18 protein-coding genes and 1 tRNA gene are annotated in these 19610 nt (G+C 38.7%); 13 read left to right on the top strand and 6 right to left on the bottom strand.

The features are described from left to right. The 3 genes from FKZ43_RS11345 to lipB all read right to left on the bottom strand — a co-directional run. On the bottom strand, window positions 1-224 hold a 224-nt coding region (locus tag FKZ43_RS11345; RefSeq protein ID WP_419951022.1), incomplete at its 3' end, for an LA_3696 family protein. A gap of 19 nt (window positions 225-243) precedes the next feature. Beyond that, window positions 244-2304, bottom strand: coding sequence for an alpha-ketoacid dehydrogenase subunit alpha/beta (locus FKZ43_RS00055; protein ID WP_140943842.1), 2061 nt, complete (start codon window positions 2302-2304; stop codon window positions 244-246). A 25-nt stretch (window positions 2305-2329) separates the two neighbouring features. Next, window positions 2330-3016, bottom strand: coding sequence for a lipoyl(octanoyl) transferase LipB (lipB, locus tag FKZ43_RS00060; RefSeq protein ID WP_140943843.1), 687 nt, complete (start codon window positions 3014-3016; stop codon window positions 2330-2332). A gap of 150 nt (window positions 3017-3166) precedes the next feature. Between lipB and FKZ43_RS00065 the strand changes: the two genes are divergently transcribed. The 8 genes from FKZ43_RS00065 (at window position 3167) to FKZ43_RS00100 (ending at window position 9821) form a co-directional block, all read left to right on the top strand. After that, the gene (locus FKZ43_RS00065) at window positions 3167-3898 is read left to right on the top strand and encodes a hypothetical protein (protein ID WP_140943844.1); all 732 of its coding nucleotides are present in this window, start codon (window positions 3167-3169) and stop codon (window positions 3896-3898) included. 118 nt (window positions 3899-4016) lie between these two features. Continuing rightward, a complete protein-coding gene (locus tag FKZ43_RS00070; protein WP_140943845.1) occupies window positions 4017-4199 on the top strand; it encodes a hypothetical protein in 183 nt (60 codons plus the stop codon). A 135-nt stretch (window positions 4200-4334) separates the two neighbouring features. Further along, entirely contained in the window at window positions 4335-5084 is a 750-nt protein-coding gene (locus FKZ43_RS00075; RefSeq protein WP_140944025.1) for an electron transfer flavoprotein subunit beta/FixA family protein, read from the top strand. Between the two features lie 63 nt (window positions 5085-5147). Continuing rightward, window positions 5148-6137 carry an electron transfer flavoprotein subunit alpha/FixB family protein gene (locus tag FKZ43_RS00080; protein ID WP_140943846.1) on the top strand — a complete coding sequence of 330 codons (990 nt, stop codon included), beginning with the start codon at window positions 5148-5150 and terminating at the stop codon, window positions 6135-6137. Window positions 6138-6164: 27 nt separating this feature from the next. Beyond that, window positions 6165-6797 carry a bifunctional nuclease family protein gene (locus FKZ43_RS00085; protein WP_140943847.1) on the top strand — a complete coding sequence of 211 codons (633 nt, stop codon included), beginning with the start codon at window positions 6165-6167 and terminating at the stop codon, window positions 6795-6797. 29 nt (window positions 6798-6826) lie between these two features. Beyond that, window positions 6827-7603 carry a tetratricopeptide repeat protein gene (locus FKZ43_RS00090; protein ID WP_140943848.1) on the top strand — a complete coding sequence of 259 codons (777 nt, stop codon included), beginning with the start codon at window positions 6827-6829 and terminating at the stop codon, window positions 7601-7603. Window positions 7604-7606: 3 nt separating this feature from the next. Beyond that, complete coding sequence (gene porD, locus FKZ43_RS00095; RefSeq protein WP_140943849.1) at window positions 7607-8494, top strand: type IX secretion system protein PorD; 888 nt, start codon at window positions 7607-7609, stop codon at window positions 8492-8494. Between the two features lie 4 nt (window positions 8495-8498). Further along, on the top strand, window positions 8499-9821 hold the full coding sequence (locus FKZ43_RS00100; protein WP_140943850.1) for an NAD(P)/FAD-dependent oxidoreductase: 1323 nt from the start codon (window positions 8499-8501) through the stop codon (window positions 9819-9821). On the opposite strand, the gene FKZ43_RS00105 is transcribed toward FKZ43_RS00100, so the two are convergent. Genes FKZ43_RS00105 through FKZ43_RS00115 form a run of 3 tightly spaced genes read right to left on the bottom strand, consistent with a single transcriptional unit; the run spans window position 9818 to window position 13472 of the window. Continuing rightward, a complete protein-coding gene (locus tag FKZ43_RS00105; protein ID WP_181180181.1) occupies window positions 9818-11251 on the bottom strand; it encodes a glycosyltransferase family 39 protein in 1434 nt (477 codons plus the stop codon). The genes FKZ43_RS00100 and FKZ43_RS00105 overlap by 4 nt on opposite strands. After that, window positions 11248-12537 (bottom strand): aminotransferase class V-fold PLP-dependent enzyme, encoded by a 1290-nt coding sequence (locus FKZ43_RS00110; protein WP_140943852.1) that lies wholly within the window; start codon window positions 12535-12537, stop codon window positions 11248-11250. Before FKZ43_RS00110 ends, FKZ43_RS00105 begins: the two co-directional genes overlap by 4 nt. A 20-nt stretch (window positions 12538-12557) precedes the next feature. Continuing rightward, entirely contained in the window at window positions 12558-13472 is a 915-nt protein-coding gene (locus FKZ43_RS00115) for a fumarylacetoacetate hydrolase family protein (RefSeq protein ID WP_235894648.1), read from the bottom strand. A gap of 140 nt (window positions 13473-13612) precedes the next feature. Between FKZ43_RS00115 and FKZ43_RS00120 the strand changes: the two genes are divergently transcribed. The 5 genes from FKZ43_RS00120 (at window position 13613) to rpmE (ending at window position 19555) form a co-directional block, all read left to right on the top strand. After that, complete coding sequence (locus FKZ43_RS00120; protein ID WP_140943853.1) at window positions 13613-16891, top strand: PAS domain S-box protein; 3279 nt, start codon at window positions 13613-13615, stop codon at window positions 16889-16891. Between the two features lie 4 nt (window positions 16892-16895). Next, a complete protein-coding gene (locus FKZ43_RS00125; RefSeq protein WP_140943854.1) occupies window positions 16896-18059 on the top strand; it encodes a glycosyltransferase family 9 protein in 1164 nt (387 codons plus the stop codon). A gap of 52 nt (window positions 18060-18111) precedes the next feature. After that, a tRNA-Pro gene (locus FKZ43_RS00130) sits at window positions 18112-18186 on the top strand. A gap of 99 nt (window positions 18187-18285) precedes the next feature. Continuing rightward, the gene (locus FKZ43_RS00135) at window positions 18286-19194 is read left to right on the top strand and encodes a sigma-54 interaction domain-containing protein (RefSeq protein WP_140943855.1); all 909 of its coding nucleotides are present in this window, start codon (window positions 18286-18288) and stop codon (window positions 19192-19194) included. Between the two features lie 136 nt (window positions 19195-19330). Continuing rightward, on the top strand, window positions 19331-19555 hold the full coding sequence (rpmE, locus tag FKZ43_RS00140) for a 50S ribosomal protein L31 (RefSeq protein ID WP_140943856.1): 225 nt from the start codon (window positions 19331-19333) through the stop codon (window positions 19553-19555). The last annotated feature ends 55 nt before the right edge of the window (window positions 19556-19610 follow it).

Here is a 19610-nt window from a genome sequence, read left to right on the forward strand (position 1 = left end):
CTGAGTTCATCAATTCGTTTGTTCACCTTGGCTACTTCCTCCATTAACTTTGAATCAAATTTCGCGAACTCCTCAGCGAGTCGCCTTTCAAATTTCTCTCCCGATAATGATATTACATCCTCCTTTGAACCTTGTAACACCTGATTCAAAAACTCCACCAGCGACTCCGTTGCTTCATCACCGAGCTTTTCTCTTAACGCTCTGGGTATTGTCACAACTGGCATGGTATTCACCCAATTTTATTTAAAATTTTAACAACTCATCAAGCGCCTTAACAATCCAATCCGTCTGGGGCAATGCAGCATCTTCAAGCGTCGGTGCGTAAGGAATTCCCGGAACATCAATACCAGCGACTCTTTTTATCGGAGCGTCAAGATATTCAAATGCTTCTTCGGAAATCATCGCCGAAATCTCAGCTCCAAACCCAGCTGTAAGTGTGTCCTCATGAACGATTAAAACTCTGCTCGTCTTTTTGACCGACTCCAAAATCGTTTCCTTATCAAGCGGGTTTATTGTCCTTATGTCAATGACTTCAATTTCAACGCCATATCTTTGCTCAATAATTTTAACTGCTTCAAGCGATTTATAAACCATTAATCCCCAAGTTACAATCGTAGCATCTTTTCCTGGTTTTTTTATCTGGGCTTTTCCAAATGGTAACAGATAATCCTTGTCTGGCTCGGGTGACATCGCTTGTGGTGAACGATAAAGTGCTTTATGCTCAAGGAAAAGCACGGGGTCTTCAATTCTACAAGCAGTTTTTAAAAGACCCTTCGCATCGGCAGCGTTTGATGGGTAAGCGATGAAAATCCCCGGAAGATGTGCAAAAAATCCCTCAATATTTTGACTATGATAATGCCCGCCGTGAATGTAACCTCCAACGGGAACGCGAATGACAACCGGGGCACTCCAGTTCCCATTTGACCTATATCTGAACGGCGCAAGCTCATCTCTTATCTGCATCATAGCTGGCCAGATATAATCACCAAATTGAATTTCAACAACTGGTTTATATCCCTTAACAGCAAGACCGATCGCCGTCCCAACAATGCTTGCTTCCGCAAGAGGTGAGTTAAATGCCCTGCTCTTACCAAACCTTGTCGTCAATCCTTTGGTTGCAGTAAAGACGCCACCTTTGGGATCAGCTATATCCTCACCATAAACGACCATCTTTGGGTTTAACTCCATCTCCTCATGAAGCGCATGATTTATCGCATCAACCATAACAATCGGCTTCCCAGAAGGAACACTCGCCTCATATTTTAACTTTCTCGTCTCCTCAGGTGCATAAACATGCAACATAACAGTTTCAGGAGAAGCATACGGCTTTCTTTCAGCATGTTCAATTGCTCGCTCTATCTCAACATTTAATTCATCATAAATTCTTTGAATTTCTTCATTTGTTAAAATACCCTCCTTGACAAGTAAATTTTCCATCTTCAATATCGGATCGTTCAACCTCTCACGCTCAAGTTCCTCTGGGCTTCTATACTTCCTATGGTCATCAGATGAAGAATGCGGTATCAACCTAACTACATTGGCAACTATCATCGTCGGTCCTTGACCAGCCCTTGCCCTTTCAACCGCTTTTTTAACGGTCTGATAACTTTGAAAAAAATCTGTTCCATCAATTTCATAAACCCCAAGACCGAAGAATCCCTCACCAATTTTAGCCACAGAAGCCCCAGCGGTCTGCTCATAAATTGGCACTGAAATCGCATACCTGTTGTTCTGTATCACAAATATAACTGGAAGTTTATCTTTACTTGCCCAATTTAGCGCCTCGTGAAATTCACCCTCACTCGTTGAACCATCTCCACCAGACACATAAACAACCTCATCAGTTCCATCTCTGACACAACCCATTGCGGTTCCAACAGCTTGAAGATATTGAGTCCCGGTCGGACTTGACTGAGTTATAATCCTTAACTCCTTTTTCCCAAAATGAGCTGGCATCTGCCTACCACCAGTTGCTGGACAATCAGCCCTTCCAAAAACACTATAAAAAAGCTCTTCAAGCGAAACACCCAATTGATAAACAAACGCCCAATCCCTATAATACGGATAAGCCCAATCATATCCCGGACGCAAATTCATTGCGCTCGCAACTTGAATCGCTTCATGACCCGAAACACCTATATGGAAAAAGACCTTACCCTGTTTCAAAAGCCTCATCGCCTTCTCATCTATCTGCCTTGCCACATACATTGACTTCAAAGATTGAATCAGAAGCTCCGGCTTTAACCCAACCCCAGCTTCAATAGAGTTCTCCAAACCAACCTGTTTGTTCAAATTCTTGCTCATAGCAAACTTCTATTTTTGTTTTTCCTTATTTTAAAAAATTTAATCCTTCTTTCAAAGAATTCACTTCACCCGAAAATTCAATCCCAAACACATCTTCAAATTCCGCTATCAATTTTTTCTTAACCTCGTCAAGACAAACATCAAAGCCGAGGATTTTCCTCATTGATGTCATCTCAACATCCTTTAACCCGCACGGAAAAATAAAATCAAAGTATCTCAAATCCGTGTTAACATTAAGCGCGAAACCATGCATCGTCACCCAATGACTAACTTTAATCCCAATTGATGCTATTTTCCTCTCACCAACCCAAACCCCAGTAAGTCCGTTTCTTCTGTGAGACCTTATACCATAATCATCAAGCGTCCGAATTATAACCTCTTCAAGAGCACGAAGATAAGAGTGTATGTCCAAACTGATCTCATCAAGTTTAAAAATTGGGTAGCAAACGATCTGCCCGGGTCCGTGATATGTAATTTTCCCCCCTCTGTCAATTTTAAAAACCTTCGCGCCGACTTCCAATAGAAAATTTTCACCAACTTTAAAATCATTCTCATCCCCAGCTTTCCCGATCGTATAAACATGCTTGTGCTCAGTAAAAATTAAAACATCATCAATTTTACCATCAACCCTGAACTTATGAATCAAAGATTGCAACCTCCAAACATCTTCAAATTCAGAAAGACCCGGAATATCTATTAAAATCGCTCTCAATTTTCACGAAGAAATTTTTTTTGAACTCTTGTCAAAAATTAGCAAAATCAAAGTTTTTAAAAAAATCACCAAAACTTGACTTTTACATTTTATCGTGCTATCTTTTTAATGTAAATAGCATCCACAAAACCAAAATAGTAGGAGGTTGCCATGAAAAGATTTCTTTTCACAGTCGCAATCCTTGCGCTTATCACCACAACCGCCTACCCTTGTTTTGATACTTATCTATTTCTGAAAAGGGGTTCAATGGTCTATCCGTTCAGATCTCTCGTTTTTGAGCTTAACGGGGAATACTCAATCAATAGCTTGAGCTTGCCCGGTGAAGATACTTTCTTGTCAATGGGCAGTATCTATTATGGGTTAGCGCAAAACTTTTCGCTTCAATTTACACTCGGTTCGGATGAAAAGGTGAGGAATGAGTTTAAAATTGATTATTACGGGATTAGCGGGGTTTATAATCTTTACTCAACTTTGACGGGTAGTTACACACTTGACCTAATTTTTGCGCACAGAGGAAAATTAAATGAAAAGTCAAACGAATTTGAAATTTCCATCCCGAATATCTTTCGTGCTTCAAACTTTACCTATGTTATCCATCCGACAGCAAGTTATGGGCTTGAAAGCAAAGAGTTTACACTTGGCGCTCACGCTGGGATATTCTACACATTCAACGAAATTGGAATAATTGGCGTCGGCGCAGAATATGCCAGCGTTCACAGCAGTAGCTATGCAGGACAAAGATTAACAAAAAGTGAATACTCAACAAGTGTTTTCTTCGGTGCGAGGATAGGTGAAAGATTTTATCTTCAAAATGAAATCGCAAAAGGTTTAGCTAACTCGCGCGACATAGGTTTTGCAATAACAGCGAAGGTGATACTCTAAAGTAATTCCTTCAGGGCGTGCTGATTGCACGCCCATTTTTTTATACCCCCCTTGACACTATCACATTTATTTTTTAACTTTACTTGTGATCCCACAAACATAATTTTCGGAGGAAGAAATGAATAGAATAGTGCTTGCGGGAATGGTCTTGGCATTGTTAAGCTTAATCATTGGGCTCTTGGGCAAGATCATTGGGCATAGCATCATTTTTGCAAATGCGACCTGGCACAACTTCGCCCAAACCTGTCTTTTGTTCGCCGTAGCATATGGGATTGGAAAATTAGCGGGTGAAAAGAAGTAGTTTTTGCACAGAAAATTTTCGCTTCCGCTTTACATTTCTTAAGGGGGATGGCTTTGTCTTCAGACAAATTTGGAAGATTTGATGAAAATTGAATATCTTTTAAACGAACAAACAAAAACAAAAATTCAACCTACTATGAAAATTGCTGTTTGTGTAAACAGAGTCCCTGACACTGAAACAAGAGTAAAAATTGGTCCAGATGGAAAAACAATTGACAAATCGGGTGTAAACTTCATTTTAAATCCATATGATGAATTTGCTGTTGAAGAAGCTCTTAAGACAAAAGAAAAGTTCGGGGGTGAAGTCGTTGTCATATCGCTTGGTGGTAGTGAAAATGTTGAGGTCATAAGGAAGGCATTGGCAATGGGTGCAGACAGAGGAATACTTTTAAAAGACGACTCACAAAGAGATACCTTTTCAATCGCTAAAGCATTAGCCGAAGTTTTAAAAGAGCTCTCGCCAGACATCATATTTTTCGGAAAACAATCAATTGATTACGATGACCAAGCGATGCCAAGTTTAGTTGCCGAACTTCTTGGTCTCCCGTCAATAACTGTCGTTGTCAAGCTTGAGATCAATTCAGATGGAACGGTGATAGCCGAACGCGAAATTGAGGGTGGAAGGGAGAAGGTCCGTGGTAAACTTCCAATTGTAATTGGAGCTCAACGGGGATTAAATGAACCAAGATATCCTTCATTGAAGGGGATAATGGCAGCGAAAAACAAACCAGTTGAAGAAAGAGAAGCGCCCAAATTTGATAACAAAACAGAAGTAATTGAAATGCTTTTACCTCCGCCGAAGAAACCAGGTAGAATAATTGGCACTGATGCAAGCGCTGTCTCTGAGCTTGTCAGGTTGTTAAGGGAGGAAGCAAAGGTTATTTGAAATTTTATAGTTGCAAAATAATTTGATAATACTTATTTTAAAACAAATTCAAAGAGATGTCAAATGGCAAAAAGAGTTTTAACATTTGCGGAACAAAGGGAAGGGAAATTTAAAAAATCAGCTTTTGAGGCGGTAAGAACAGGGAGAAAAATTTCAGATGAAATTTCAGCTGAATTCTTAGCGCTTGTTATAGGAGATGAAAATGCAACAAAGTTAGCACCTGAACTCGGCGGATACGGAGCAGAAAAAGTCATCGTCGTTCAAGACGATCGGCTTGGTTCATATTCACTTACCGCATATTCAAAAGTTATATCTGAAGTTGTCAATAAATATGATGTTGATTATATCTTTATGTCAGCAACCGCAATGGGTAAGGAACTAGCACCAAGGGTTGCTGGTAAAATTGATGCTGGATTTGCGCTTGATTGCACTGATTTAAAAGTTGAAGACGGGGAGATAATCGCCACAAGACCTGTATATGCGGGTAAAGCTTTTATTAAGGTCAAGATAAACTCGGAAAGAAAAATTTACACTTTGAGACCAAATGTCTTCACAGCTGGTGAAAGCGACGGGAAGCCGGCTGAGGTTGAAAGGTTTGAGGTCAATTTAACTGATGATGATTTTTCTGTCGTGGCTTTTGAGACGGTGGCTTCAACGAAAGGCAAGCTTGATGTGACCGAAGCAGATATAGTTGTTTCAGGTGGGCGGGGTTTGAAAGCACCTGAGAATTTCAAGATGATTGAAGAACTTGCAGAAATACTCGGTGGAGCAGTTGGGGCGTCAAGAGCTGTTGTTGATGCCGGATGGCGTCCGCACGACGAACAAGTTGGACAAACAGGTAAAACTGTATCTCCAAAACTTTATATCGCAATTGGAATATCGGGAGCAATTCAGCATCTTGCGGGGATGTCTTCTTCAAAAGTGATAGTTGCGATCAACAAAGATAAAGACGCCCCAATTTTCCAGGTTGCGGACTATGGTATCGCAGGGGACTTGTTTGAAGTTGTTCCAGCTTTGATTGAAGAATTAAAAAAAGTTTTAGGGAAGCAATAATTTTAAAATCAAGGAGGACTGATAAAAGTGAGGAAAATTCAAGTTGACATAGTTGGTTTATCTGCGACGCCGACTGGACCGAGTTCTTACGCTTTGATATTGAAAGAGGTTGGGGGTGATAGACGTCTTCCTATAATCATCGGCTCCTTTGAAGCCCAAGCTATCGCACTTGAGTTGGAGAACGTAAAACCACCAAGACCCTTGACACACGATTTGATAAAAAATATACTTGATGGGCTTGGCGTTTCAATGATTGAGGTCGTAGTGACGGATTTAAGAGATGGGACATTTTATGCGAAAATTTATCTTGAGCTAAATGGTTTAACTTACGAGATTGACTCAAGACCAAGCGATGCTATAGCGGTAGCGATAAGATGTGGCGCACCAATATATGTAAATGAAGAAGTCATGGAAGAAGCTGGATTTGCACCAGAAGAGGAAACCTCAGCTGAGGAAATAGAAGAGGAGGAAGAAAATCCAAGCTTATCTGACGAAGATATAACCGAACCCCCAGCGCCCAAGAGAACACCGAAACCAACTTCAAAAGAAGAAAAACTTGCTGAACTTCAAAGACAACTTGAAGAGGCAATAAAGAAAGAAGATTACGAACGAGCTGCTAAAATCCGCGATGAGATAAGAAGGTTGAAAATGGGCGATTAAATTGGTTAAAAATAAATTCGGAGAGAGCAATGAAGCGTTGTTTCATTTTTCTTCTCTCTTTTCTCATACTTTTATTAACACAAACTTTATCGCAATCAAATGAAAAAGTAAAGCAACTTATAGCCGATGGGGACGAGTTTTCAGAGAAGAAATTTGACAATTACAAAGCGCTTGAAAAGTATACAGAAGCTTATAAAATTGACCCGCAAAATTACGATGTCCTTTGGAAGTTAAGCAAGGTCTATGTTGACATCGGGGAGCATCTGCCCGCAAATACCAAAGAGGAAAAGAAAAAGCAACTTGAAATGTACGAAAAAGCGAGGGAGTTCGCTGAGCTTGCAATAAAGGTCAATCCAAATGGTTCAATGGGTTATACGCGCAGGGCAATAGCTCTTGGTAGAATTGCACTCTTCAAAGGGGTTTGGGAGTCAATTGACCTTGTAAAAGAAGTGAAAAAGGATTGTGAGAAAGCAATTCAACTTGATCCAAACAATAGCGTCGCATACTATGTCCTCGGCAGAACACACGCCAAATTATGTGAAAGACCTAAATTTGCTCGCAATCTCCTCGGACTTGGCTGGGCAAGTTATGAGGAAGCGATAAAAAATTACGAGAAGGCGATAAGCTTGAGACCGACATTTATAATGTATCGCCTTGACGCTGCGAAAGCTTATATTGAAGTCAAAAATTACGCAAAAGCGAAGGAACATTTGATGAAAATACCAGAACTTCCAACCGAAGATGAGGACGATCCTCAATTTAGAAAAGAGGCACAAGAACTCCTGGAAAAGATAAAAGACAAATAAAAAATGAAGCGACTTTTTCTCCCCATCCTTTTTATTTTCATCATCGGCTTTTCAAATTCACAGGAGATTGATTGTAAAGTCACCGTTAATTTCGAACAGCTCCCACCGCAAAACAAAGCTGACCTATCTGACTTCGCCGAAAAAATTCAACGATACATCAACAATTACAAATGGACGAATGTCGACCTCGGTGGTGAAAAAATTCAGTGCACTATGAACATTTTCTTTACCTCAGCAAGTGGCAACAATTATCAAGCTCAGATTTTCATCGGCTCACAAAGGAAAATTTATGACTCTGACAAAAGCACGGCAATTTTAAGGATACTTGACGATAAAGTTGATTTCGTCTACGACAAAAATGCACCTCTATATCACGATGAATTCCGTTTTGATCCACTTTTAAGTTTGATTGATTTCTATGTCTATATCATAATTGGCTACGATTTTGACACTTATGAACCTTTCGGTGGGACGGAATTTTTTGAGAAAGCTTTTAGAATTTGCACGAACGCTCAATCTTCAAAATTCTCAAGGGGATGGCAAAGGGTCGCATCTGGCTATAGCAGATATAATTTGATAAACGAACTTCTTGACCCGAAGTATTCCGACTTTAGAAAAGCAATGTACAATTATCACTACAATGGTCTTGACATAATGCAAAAACAACCCGATGAAGCAATAGCAACGATTGATTCCGTTATTGATGTTATGTTGAACATAAAAAACAACATCAATCAAACATCAACGCTTGTAAAACTTTTCTTTGACGCGAAATATCTTGAACTTGTGGAAATTTTCAGGAACGCAAAGAACAAAGAAACATACTTTAGAAAGTTAATTCTTGCCGACCCTTCACATCAGACAACTTATCTTGAGCATATGAAAGATTAAAAAGATGGAAACATTCAGGAGAAAAAGTTTTTGGCTTGAAACAGCTGGTGAATTTAAATCACAACCGGAATTAAAAGGACATCTAAAAGTTGACATCGCAATAATTGGTGGTGGTTTCACAGGACTTTCAACCGCGTATCACATTAAAAAAGCTCAACCGTCGCTTGATGTTGCCATAGTTGAATCACAAATCTGTGGATATGGAGCAAGCGGTAGAAACGCCGGCTTTGGAATGACGCTTTTCGGTTTAACCTTCAGCTTAACTGCTTTAAGATTTGGCAAGGATAAAGCCGTTCAAGCCCATCATTATATGGAGAAAGCAGTTGATTATTTAAGCGAATTCATCACAGAAAACAAAATTGATTGCGATTACGAAAGACCAGGATTTTTAAGGGTAGCAACATCAAAGCCCTATGTAAAAAGGATTAAACACGAAATAGACCTTGTGCGTTCACTTGGAATAGAGGGTATAGAATGGCTTTCACAGGAAGAAGTGAGAAGAGAGGTCAACAGTCCCCTTTATCTTGGCGCTTGGTGGGAACCAAGATGTGTTTTATTAAACCCAGCAAAACTTGCTTGGGGGATTAGAAATTTGAATCTTGAACTCGGTGTTAAAATTTTTGAGTTTTCCCCTGTTTTTGAAGCAAGAAAAGAAAATTCAAACTTTAAAATCAAAGCTGGAAAGGGTGAAATCACAGCGAAGAAAATTTTGTTCGCTACAAACGCCTTCTCACATCTTTTTCCCCAACTTAAACGAAAACAGGTTCCAGCTTTTACTTACATAGTTTTAACTGAACCGCTTGATGAAAAGTTTTTCAATGATGTTGGCTGGAAAAATAGACAAGGAATTGAAGACGCGCGAAACCTTGTCCATTATTATCGGCTCACGAAAGATAACCGCTTGCTTATGGGCGGTGGAGATGTCGGGGTAGCCTTTGGGAAGAATATGAACCTTGATGAAAATGAAAGAATTTTCAAGGAATTGAAAAACTATGTCAAAAAACTTTTCCCCGTCTTAAAAGATGTCAAATTCACACACCAATGGGGCGGTCCAGTCTCTGTCACAATTGATATGGCACCTGCGATCGGAAAAATAGGGAATGAAAATGCCTATTATAGCCTAGGCTGCGTCGGTCATGGCGTCTCACTTACAAACTTAAACGGTAAACTGCTTGCGGATTTACTCCTTGAAAGAAAAACTGACTTAACTGAAATTTTCTTCGTAAACAGAAAAACCATACCCTGGCCACCTGAACCATTACGCTTCGGGATAAGCCACTTGATACGTGGCTATATGCGACTTGAAGACAAAATACTTGACGCTTAATCTCGCCTTTCAAACAAAAAAATCTCTATCCCGAGAAATCTCTTTCTTGAATTTAAATTCATTAAACGCTTCAGATTCTCAAGAGCGATCCCTTCAACCTCCCACGGATGGGATGAAACAAACCATATCCTCTTGTAACCTCCGACGATAGAGAGAAAATATCTAATGTGTTTTTCAGCTTCTTCACCAGAAAGGTCTTGAAAACTGAAAGTTCTGACATCTGTTCTCTTGAAATAGTAGTAAAAGACATACTTGCTCGCAACTATTAAGTCATTTTCCTCTATTCTTTCCTCCACAAATTTCGCTACCTCTCGCCACTGTTCCTTGTTCGTCTTTGCATAATACCAAACGAGATTAACAACTGAGAGAACAAAGACTAAGACCAAAATGATATCTTTAAATTCCTTACGAACGAATTCAATCCCCATTGAAGCAAGCATATAAAAAGCAACCGACGACGGGATGGCGTATCTTGTGAAATAAAAAGGAGTTAAAAACTGGGAAAGAATAAATGGCAAAATTATCGGCGAAAGAAACCAAATCCAAAGCATGAAAATAAACTTTCTTCTTTCGGGATTAACCCTTTTGAAGTTCAAATGCAAGACAAAAATCAAAACGCCTAAAATAAAAAGCAAAATTGCCGAAGAAGAATATTCAATGATAAAACTTTTCAAAATCACATTTCCCGCTTCATCCCTTGGCATTGGGTAAGTGGCCCCAGAAAATTGGATCAATGTTTTCCCAATATCAACAAAGCTAGGCCTTGGTAGCCAGAAACCTTGAGAAACTATTTTCTTGGCTTGATTTAAAACCACGATTGCTCTCGGAATGTAAAAAAGCAAAGACAGAGAGAAGAAAAACGAAAATTTTTTAATTCTATTAGCGTAGCAAAGCAGAACGAAAACAATGTGAGAAAAAACGATGAAAAAAGAATAAATGTGAGTGTAAAGCATCAAAACAACGCTTAATGTGTAAAAGATGAAAAATTTCATTTCCCCCCTTTTCAACGCTTCAAGCAAGAAAAGATAAGATAGCGTTGAAATCATCAAAAAAAGTGAATATGCCCTTGCCTCCTGGGAGTAAAACACAAGAAAAGTTGAAATGCTTGTCAAAAGAGATGATAAAAGCGCAACTTCCCTATCAAAACTGGATAGAAGCTTGAAAACGATGAAAATTGTAGCGGAGCCGAAAATGACAGATGGAAAACGAACTGAGAACTCAGAATCGCCGAAAATTTTTATCCAAAAGTGAAGGATAAGATAATAAAGAGGTGGATTTGCGTCTGATTCAAGTTTTACAATCTCCAAAGTTTTCAGCTTCGCAATTTTCAGAGATGTCCCTTCGTCAAGCCATAAACTTTCCTCATCAAGTAGAAAGACCCTCAGGAAAATCCCAAGCGTAAATATGAGGATGAAAATTTTTGCCCTCACGATTTGGCAAGATTTTTAACTTCAGCCAAAATTTTTGCAACATCCATCTCATTGTTGTAAAGGTGGAATGAGACTCTGACAGCCATCAAATTTCCCTCTGTCACGGGTCGCACTCTGATTCTTCTTTCAGCAAGATGTGCAACTATTTTATCGTAGCTTAAATTTTTCATCTTGAAAGTTATCATCGCAGTTCTAAAGCTTTCATCGGCTGGGGATAAAACTTCAACCTCTGGAATTTTAAGTAGCTCTTGATAAAACGATTCCGCAAGTGCTCTGTTATGTTCCCAAATTCTTTCAATTCCGATTGCGTTGATGAAATCAAGCGCTGTCTCAAGCCCGAAAAACAAAGCTGGGTTTTGCGTCCCGTATTCAAATCTTTGCGCAGACGGTTGAAACTTGAGCTCATTTTTTTCTATGCTATAACCAGCATCTGAATAACCCCCAACTGTCAATGGTCTTACTACATCAAGAAGTTCTTTTTTAACATAAAGAATTCCAGTTCTCTTCGGTCCGATAAGCCACTTATGACCGCTTGTTGTGTAGAAATCGCAGTTATATTCCCTTAAATTTACAGGCATCATCCCCGGAGCTTGTGCTCCATCAAGGAAAACCCATATACCTTTATCTTTTGCAAACTTACATATCTCTTTCTCTGGAAGTCGCTGACCCGTTGTACATGTGACATGGCTTACGAAAATCAACCTCGTTTTTTTAGTCATCAACTTTTCAATCATTTCAAGATTTCCACGCCAGTTTGCTGTATCTGGCTCAAATGTCTTGAGAACAATACCATCTCTTTTAGCTCTGTTTAGAAGTGGTAAATTCCCAGCTACATGCTCATGTGTCGTCAAAATCACTTCATCCCCATTTTTAAGCGGTAAACCATTGACAATTATATTAATCCCTTCAGTCGCACAGCCAACGAATGCGATCTCTTCTTTATCACAGTTCAAAAAATTTGCAAACTTTTCTTTTATCTTCCACCATTTTTCAATATCGTGATTCGGCGTGGGGAACCTGTCAAGGTTATCCATCTCCTCTTTAACCCTTTGGCTCACAACATAAGGTGAAGAACCAAGTCCACCAGTGTTAAGATAAATGTAATCTTTCGGTATTGGAAACTGTCCCCTGACAAGTCGCCAAAACCTTGCATCAGATGGTTCAATTTGACTAAGCTCGCTCTTAAATTCGTCAAAACTTCGCTCGGTTTTAAATTTTAAATTAGGTGCAAGAAAACCAGCTGTCGTCAAAAAAGCAATTGATCTTAAAAATTCCTTTCGCCTCATTTTATCTTCAAATTAAGTTTTTAATCAACTTCCATCTCAACATAATTTACCAACTCCCCTATATTCTGAATCCAAGCGGTGATTTTATCCCCAGGCTTTATCGGTCCTACACCCTCAGGTGTTCCAGTTGAAATAACATCACCAGGATAAAGCGTTATATATTTGCTTATTGACTCAATTATTGTCGGAATATCAAAAATCATATTTCTTGTGTTTGAATTTTGGCGAAGTTCATCGTTGACCCAAAGTTTCAAATCAAGTTCAACGGGTGGTTGAATTTCATCAGCAGTCACAATCCAAGGTCCCATCGGTGCAAAATAATCAAAGCTTTTTGACCTAAACCACGGATATTTCAATTCTATATCTTTCCTCTGAAGGTCCCTTGCTGTGACATCAATCATGATCGTATATCCAACGATATAATTCCACGCATTTTCACGCCTGATTTTCTTTCCCCTTTTCCCTATGACAACGGCAAGTTCAATCTCGTGGTCAATCCTGCCAACCTCACTTGGAAGATAAATTGTCTCAAGATGACCAACGACAGAGGTGCTACTTTTTGCGAAAATTATCGGTTCCCCCTCAGGAGCTGATGAGCCAAACTCACGAGCATGCAACTCGTAATTTCTGCCCAAACAAATAAGCTTTGGAGGATACTCAACCGGAGCATTATATCTGAATGATTCCTTGACGAAAAGATATTCCATCAAATTGTGTTTATCAACGAAATCAACAACTCGCTTGAAAAGGTCTATGTTAAATAGTTGCTCCCTGAAAAGTTCGGTGACCGTTTTTATCTTTGGAAAATCATCAATTTTATTTTTTAACTTCTGGTAAAGTGGAAGAGCATCCGTTAGGTTTAAAATCCTCCCGCTTTCATCATAAATTAGCCCAATGAAACCTTCTCGTTCAGTCCGCAAAGATAAAACTTTCATTTGGTTCGCACTCGCCTTTGTTTTTAAAATCTCACTAATTTTAACAAACTTTTTAAACTTTATCAAGCAAACTTTCAAAATTTGACAATCTTGCACTATTTTTTTATTTTTGAAATAAAACTATAAAGACCAATTAAAAAATGTTCTTTGGGGTCAAGTTGATAAGCCAGATTTTAAACTTCGTTTTTTCATTTTTTCCGATAGCATCTTTGATGTATCTCGCCTATAAAATTTGGGAAAAGAAACGAACACAGTCAGGATTTTCCCATCTCCTCTTTGCTTTTCTTCTCACATTTATAGCACCATTCCAAACATTCCTGCTCGTCTTTTTCTTTGAATATCTATATGACTATGAAGCAAGCATAGCGACGATTGTCTTTTGGGTCGGATTAATTTTCGCGCTCTGGGGGACGAAAAAAATCGCCGAAAATATCTCATCAGGTTTGGAAGAAGAAATAAAAAGGGTCATAAAGTGGGTAGTTTTCATTTCTGTCCTTCTCGCCGTCGTTTATTATGTGCCGATCTATTTTAAATTGCAGAGGACATTGATCTGGAAAATTGGTGCCCTTTTTTACATTTTCAGCGGTATCGCGCTTTGGGGTCTTTTCACTTCAATTTCACACATCGCCAGTTTAGTGGAAGAATTAAAAAATGGTGCAAAAATTCTAAGAACTTTAAGTTTTTACCTGTTGATAGAACCGTTGATTTATTTGACGCTCGTCTCGTTTGAGGTCCTGCCATCTTGGCTTTTCAAAGCAAGATTTGTGATGTCGTTTATAAGCGTTTTGCTCGCAATTTTCATCGTTTCATTCACGCTAAATCTGTCAATAAAACATCTTCCAAAAATTATTGCAGGCATAGAGACATTTTATACAGGCAGAATAAAACCCTTATCCATTCGCAAGCTTAGGTCCCTTATCTTAATCTTACTCCCATTTATCGCTGTGCTTTTAATCTTACAAACAATCCTGATCAAAAACTACATAAAATATGAGGTGGAACGATATGCCCTGGAAAAATCAAAACTTTTGAAAACATTGGCAAATTCAATTGAATTTTCGCTTGAAAATAATTTCAAAATCCTTGAAGAGCTCTCCAACGATAAAGATATCATAGAGATTAACATCCCATCGCTTCAATCAAAATATGCAAGAGCTTTCCAGCGTTTCCCAAGTTACATTGGAAATGTCAGCAGAGTTGATGAAAAAGGAATTTTAAGATACACATTCCCACCGGATCCGAAAGCAATTGGAAGAGACATAAGCTATCAAGCACACATAAAAAAATTTTTAATTGAAAAGAAGCCGTTCGTAAGCGAGGTGTTCAGATCTGTCCAGGGGTATGATGCGGTGGCATTGGGTCAGCCGGTTTTTGATATCAGAGGCAATTTTAAAGGTAATGTCTCCTGCTTGATTGATGTCAAGAAGATGCTTGAGCACTTTTCAAAACTTGCTGGTGAAGGTCTGGATCAGTTTTATGTTTTCAACCTAAACAATCAAAAAATTCTTTACTCAAACGATTTAAGTTCAATCGGGCAAAACTTTTTTGAGGTCGCAAATAAATTTGTCAGGGCTGATATTAAAAAAGATGAATTAATTTCAAGCTTTGAAAATGAAACCGCCAATGGAAAGGCAATTGAAGGAAGACATAAGTGGCTTAGAAAAATCAAGTTCGCGCTTTCATTTGCAAAAATTGAATTGCTTAAAAATGATACCGAAACATGGGTTTTTGTCAATCTAATTGACGAGGTAACGGTACTTCGGAAAACATTTTATCATTTTCAACTTTATTATGTGCTTTTCTTCGCTTCAATTTTAATTTTCCTCTACCTTTATCTTACGAACATCAATTCAATAAGATATACCTTCAACCTTGAGGAGGAAATAAACAAACAGGCGGAGGAGATAATTCAATCCGAAAGGAAATACCGTGAGCTTGCTGAAAATCCGCTCGTTGGTCTCGCAATTTACGATGAGAACGGTTTCATATTTGTCAACAGGCGACTTTGTGAGATGTTTGGTTATGAGCCAGATGAATTTATGAATTTAACCCCAACTGATATAATCCATCCTGAGGATAAAGAGAAGTGGATTCAAAGAGCTATAGGTTTACTTCGCGGTGGGTATGCACCTGAAAAGGCAACTTACAGAGCTATAACAAAAAACGGCGATGTACTTTATCTGACTTGCTACTCAAAACGAATAATTCATCAACATAAGCCAGCGGTTCAAACTGTTATTTTTGACAGCACGAAGGAAAAACTACAAGAGGACATGTTAAAACACTTACAGAGGGTGGAATCAATAGGGACTTTCACGATGGGAATAGCGCATGATTTCAACAACATACTTCAAATTATAATTGCTTCAGCGCAGATGATTGATTTCAAAGTTTCAAGGGGGAATATAAAGCCGGAGGAGTTGAAGAAATACATAGACAATATAATTTCAATTTCAAACCGAGGTGCTGAACTTATAAAGCGACTTAAAATTTTCACACGAAAGGAAATCCCAGGTGCGGAAGTTTTAGACCTTGACCAAATGATATCTGAAACACTTAACATCATAAAAATGCCTCTGCCGGAGTTCATTGATATTGATGTTAAACTTAATGCCAAGGGTTCAAAAGTTTTTGCCTTAAAAACAGAGATTCAACAGGCGCTGTTAAACATAGTTTTAAACTCAAAGGATGCGATAATTGAGAAAATGAAAAAGGGTTTGTTAAACTCACAAGGTAAGATAATCGTTGAAACGAGAATAAGGGAAATTTCAACGGAAGAGGCAGAGGTATTCAAAGTCAAGCCAGGTAAATATGCCTGCGTAAGGGTCATTGACAATGGAATTGGGATGGATGAGAAGACAAAAGTGAGAGTTTTTGAGCCATTTTTCACGACAAAACAACCCGAAATTGGGACAGGTCTCGGGATGCCGACGGTTTTCGGAATCGTTGTATCGCACGGCGGTTTCATAACGCTTGATTCAAAACTTGGAGAAGGGACAACTGTTGAAATTTGCTTGCCCGTTTATGAAAAAGAAGCACCTAAATTAGAAACAGAAAAAACTAAAGTTGAGGAGCAAAAGAAAAATATAATGCTTATCTCGGAAAACAGAGAACTGAAAAATGAAGTCAGACGAGTTCTTGAAGGAATAGGGTTTGATGTTATCTTCGCCGATGATAGGGTTTCCGCATTTAAAATTTTAAGCGAGAATTCAGATAAAATTTCATTTGTCCTGATTGATTCAAAAACTCCGAGATTACATTTAAGAGAAGTCATAGCGGAGTTAAAAATCGTAAAGCCAGATATAAGGGTCGTTTTGCTCTACTCAACACCTGAGAGCGTCGGGTTGGAAAACATTGAAGTAATTGAAAATCCCGACGAGCTCATTAAAATTTTTTCTTCAATAAAGCCAACCTCATAGATATATGCCGAAAGTGTATGAGTTTGAAATTCCAAACTGTAAAAACTTCACCGGTTATAAACCTTGTTATCCTTATGTCAAGTGTCATGAGACGGGATGCGTTGACCCGAGACCATTTGGCGTCAAAATTCTCATCATAAACCTTGACGCTATGGGAAATGTCCTTTTGACGACTTCAATTTTACCAGCGATAAAGAGAAAATACCCTGAAAGTTCAATTTACTGGCTTACGCTCAAAAACACACATCGCTTACTTGACAACAACCCCTATCTTGATGAGGTTTTCACCTGGGACCCAGAGACATGGCTTATACTTGAAAATATGAAATTTGACATAGTGATGAATGTTGATAAATCAAGAAGATCGGCAAGTTTAACGATGAAATTAAACGCCGATAAAAAGCTCGGCTATGGGATGAACGAACACGGTCAGATTATACCATTGAATCAATCCGCATCTTACGATTATCGTCTTGGGCTGGATGATGAGTTAAAGTTCAAATTAAATCAAAAGACGAGACAGGAAATTTTGTGTGAGATGTTTGAGCTTGAATATAAAAGAGATGAGTATGTTCTTGTTCTGACGGATGAGGAGAGGAAATTTTCCGAGGAATATAAGAGTAGGGTTGGAATAAAAGAAGGGGAGCTTGTTGTTGGATTCAACACTGGCTGTTCTCCGCTTTATCCGAATAAAAAAATGACGATTGAACAACATGTTGAGTTGATAAAGCGGTTATCAAAATATGATGACATTAAGCTTGTCTTGCTTGGTGGTCCAGAAGATACGGAGAGGAATGAAGAAATTTTCAGGCGTTCAATTCAAATTGATGGCGTTGCTGGGAAATTAATTAACACTCCAACAACCGAAGGGATAAGGCGTGGGATTTGTTACGAGAACATTTGCGACATCGTGATAACTGGCGATTCTTACGGCATGCATCTTGCAATAGCGTTGAAGAAATTTACGATAGCTTGGTTTGGTTTAAGTTCTTGGACCGAAATAGACCTCTATGATAGAGGTGTCAAGTTAATCCCCGAGGGACTTGAATGTGCGCCTTGCTGGAAAAAGGTTTGTCCATACAACCTTGAATGTATTCAAATGATAGACCTTGACAGGATTGAGAAAATAGTTGTTGAGTACAAGGAAAAAATTTTTACGAGGATTTGATAAGTTTGACAAGTTTGGCAAAATTTATTAAATTTTTATCGGTTAAAAATTTCGGGACGTAGCGCAGCCTGGTTAGCGCGCTTGCTTGGGGTGCAAGAGGTCGCCGGTTCAAATCCGGCCGTCCCGACTAAACTTAAAAAGCACCTTAAAACGAAGAACGGAAAAACTCTCGCCAAAGCACCTCTTTCCGAAATTAGGGCATTTAAAAAAGCTAAATCAAGATATTATGAACCTAGTCATCGGTTCTCTAAAGAACATTTTTGAAGACGCTTTAATAGCAGCTTCAACTGATGAACCAGTTCTAATCCTCGGGGAAACAGGAACCGGTAAAGAGGTGCTTGCGAGATTTATCCACCAAAATTCAAATAGAAAGGACAAAATTTTCATCCCGATAAATTGTTCAGCCATTCCACCTAATTTACTTGAAAGCGAACTTTTCGGCTATAAAAAGGGCTCATTCACCGGGGCGGAAAAAGATAAAAAAGGAATACTTGAAGAAGCTGATGGTGGAACCGTATTTCTTGATGAAATTGGGGAACTACCGCTTGAATCCCAAGTAAAAATTTTAAGAGCAATTGAAGAAAGGGAAATAATTCCCATAGGCGACACAAAGCCCAAAAAAATTGATGTTCGTTTCATAGCTTCAACAAATGTTGATTTAAAAGCAAAAGTAGAAAGAGGAGAGTTCAGAAAGGACCTTTATTATCGTCTTTCCGTTTTTGTCTATAAACTTCCACCATTGAGGGATAGAATTTTTGACCTGCCTGAATTTGTCAATTATTTTATCAAATTGTCCGGAAAGAATTCAAAAATTGAAATGCCAGTAATGGAGTTATTTTTCTGCTATCCCTGGCCTGGAAACATCCGTGAGCTAAGAAGTGTCATAATATACGCGCTTGCGAAGTCAAACGGTAGCGATATAAAAATTGAACATCTCCCGGATTATTTGGTTCACTTCTGCAAGCATCCCGAAATTTTGCGGGGGAATAACGCAAAAGAAAAGCTTGAATGCTTTGAGGCATACTTGATCTCAGAGACGCTGAAAGAAAATCCCGACCCAAAAGAAGCTGCAAAGTTGCTTGGCATAAGCTTGCGAACTCTTTATAGAAAGTTGTCCAAATATAAAAATTTTTGAAAAAATCAAGAAAATTTTGGGGAAAAATCAATTTTTTCAAAATCAGGGCAATTTCACCTGCATTTTCTTGCCTTTAAATTCAAGTTTGCTTAAATTTAAACCAAACAAAATAAAAACCTCTAAGGAGTTAAGGAGAATGAAAAAAGGAATTCATCCGCCTTATAAAAAGGCGATAATAGCGTGCGTTTGTGGAAACACATTTGAGACAAGGTCAACCGTTGGCGGAGTTATCAAAGTTGAGATTTGCTCAAATTGTCATCCGTTCTTTACAGGGAAACAAAAACTTGTTGATTCTGCTGGTAGAGTTGAACGCTTTATGAAACGCTATGCGAAACACTATCAGGAGTCAAAAGGCGAATAGCCCTTTAGCAGTTTGGAAGGGATTATTAAAAAAGGGAGGGCGTTCGCCTTCCCTT

It is taken from the genome of Candidatus Thermokryptus mobilis, from assembly GCF_900070205.1.
GTDB lineage: Bacteria > Bacteroidota > Ignavibacteria > Kryptoniales > Kryptoniaceae > Kryptonium > Kryptonium mobile.

Excerpts from the sequence above, each read along its gene's own strand:
- FKZ43_RS00055 (WP_140943842.1), bottom strand. The coding sequence starts at position 2,304 with ATGAGCAAGAATTTGAACAAACAGGTTGGTTTGGAGAACTCTATTGAA.
- FKZ43_RS00065 (WP_140943844.1), top strand. The coding sequence starts at position 3,167 with ATGAAAAGATTTCTTTTCACAGTCGCAATCCTTGCGCTTATCACCACA.
- FKZ43_RS00070 (WP_140943845.1), top strand. The coding sequence starts at position 4,017 with ATGAATAGAATAGTGCTTGCGGGAATGGTCTTGGCATTGTTAAGCTTA.
- FKZ43_RS00075 (WP_140944025.1), top strand. The coding sequence starts at position 4,335 with ATGAAAATTGCTGTTTGTGTAAACAGAGTCCCTGACACTGAAACAAGA.
- FKZ43_RS00080 (WP_140943846.1), top strand. The coding sequence starts at position 5,148 with ATGGCAAAAAGAGTTTTAACATTTGCGGAACAAAGGGAAGGGAAATTT.
- FKZ43_RS00090 (WP_140943848.1), top strand. The coding sequence starts at position 6,827 with ATGAAGCGTTGTTTCATTTTTCTTCTCTCTTTTCTCATACTTTTATTA.
- porD (WP_140943849.1), top strand. The coding sequence starts at position 7,607 with ATGAAGCGACTTTTTCTCCCCATCCTTTTTATTTTCATCATCGGCTTT.
- FKZ43_RS00100 (WP_140943850.1), top strand. The coding sequence starts at position 8,499 with ATGGAAACATTCAGGAGAAAAAGTTTTTGGCTTGAAACAGCTGGTGAA.
- FKZ43_RS00110 (WP_140943852.1), bottom strand. The coding sequence starts at position 12,537 with ATGAGGCGAAAGGAATTTTTAAGATCAATTGCTTTTTTGACGACAGCT.
- FKZ43_RS00115 (WP_235894648.1), bottom strand. The coding sequence starts at position 13,472 with ATGAAAGTTTTATCTTTGCGGACTGAACGAGAAGGTTTCATTGGGCTA.
- FKZ43_RS00120 (WP_140943853.1), top strand. The coding sequence starts at position 13,613 with ATGTTCTTTGGGGTCAAGTTGATAAGCCAGATTTTAAACTTCGTTTTT.
- FKZ43_RS00125 (WP_140943854.1), top strand. The coding sequence starts at position 16,896 with ATGCCGAAAGTGTATGAGTTTGAAATTCCAAACTGTAAAAACTTCACC.
- FKZ43_RS00135 (WP_140943855.1), top strand. The coding sequence starts at position 18,286 with ATGAACCTAGTCATCGGTTCTCTAAAGAACATTTTTGAAGACGCTTTA.
- rpmE (WP_140943856.1), top strand. The coding sequence starts at position 19,331 with ATGAAAAAAGGAATTCATCCGCCTTATAAAAAGGCGATAATAGCGTGC.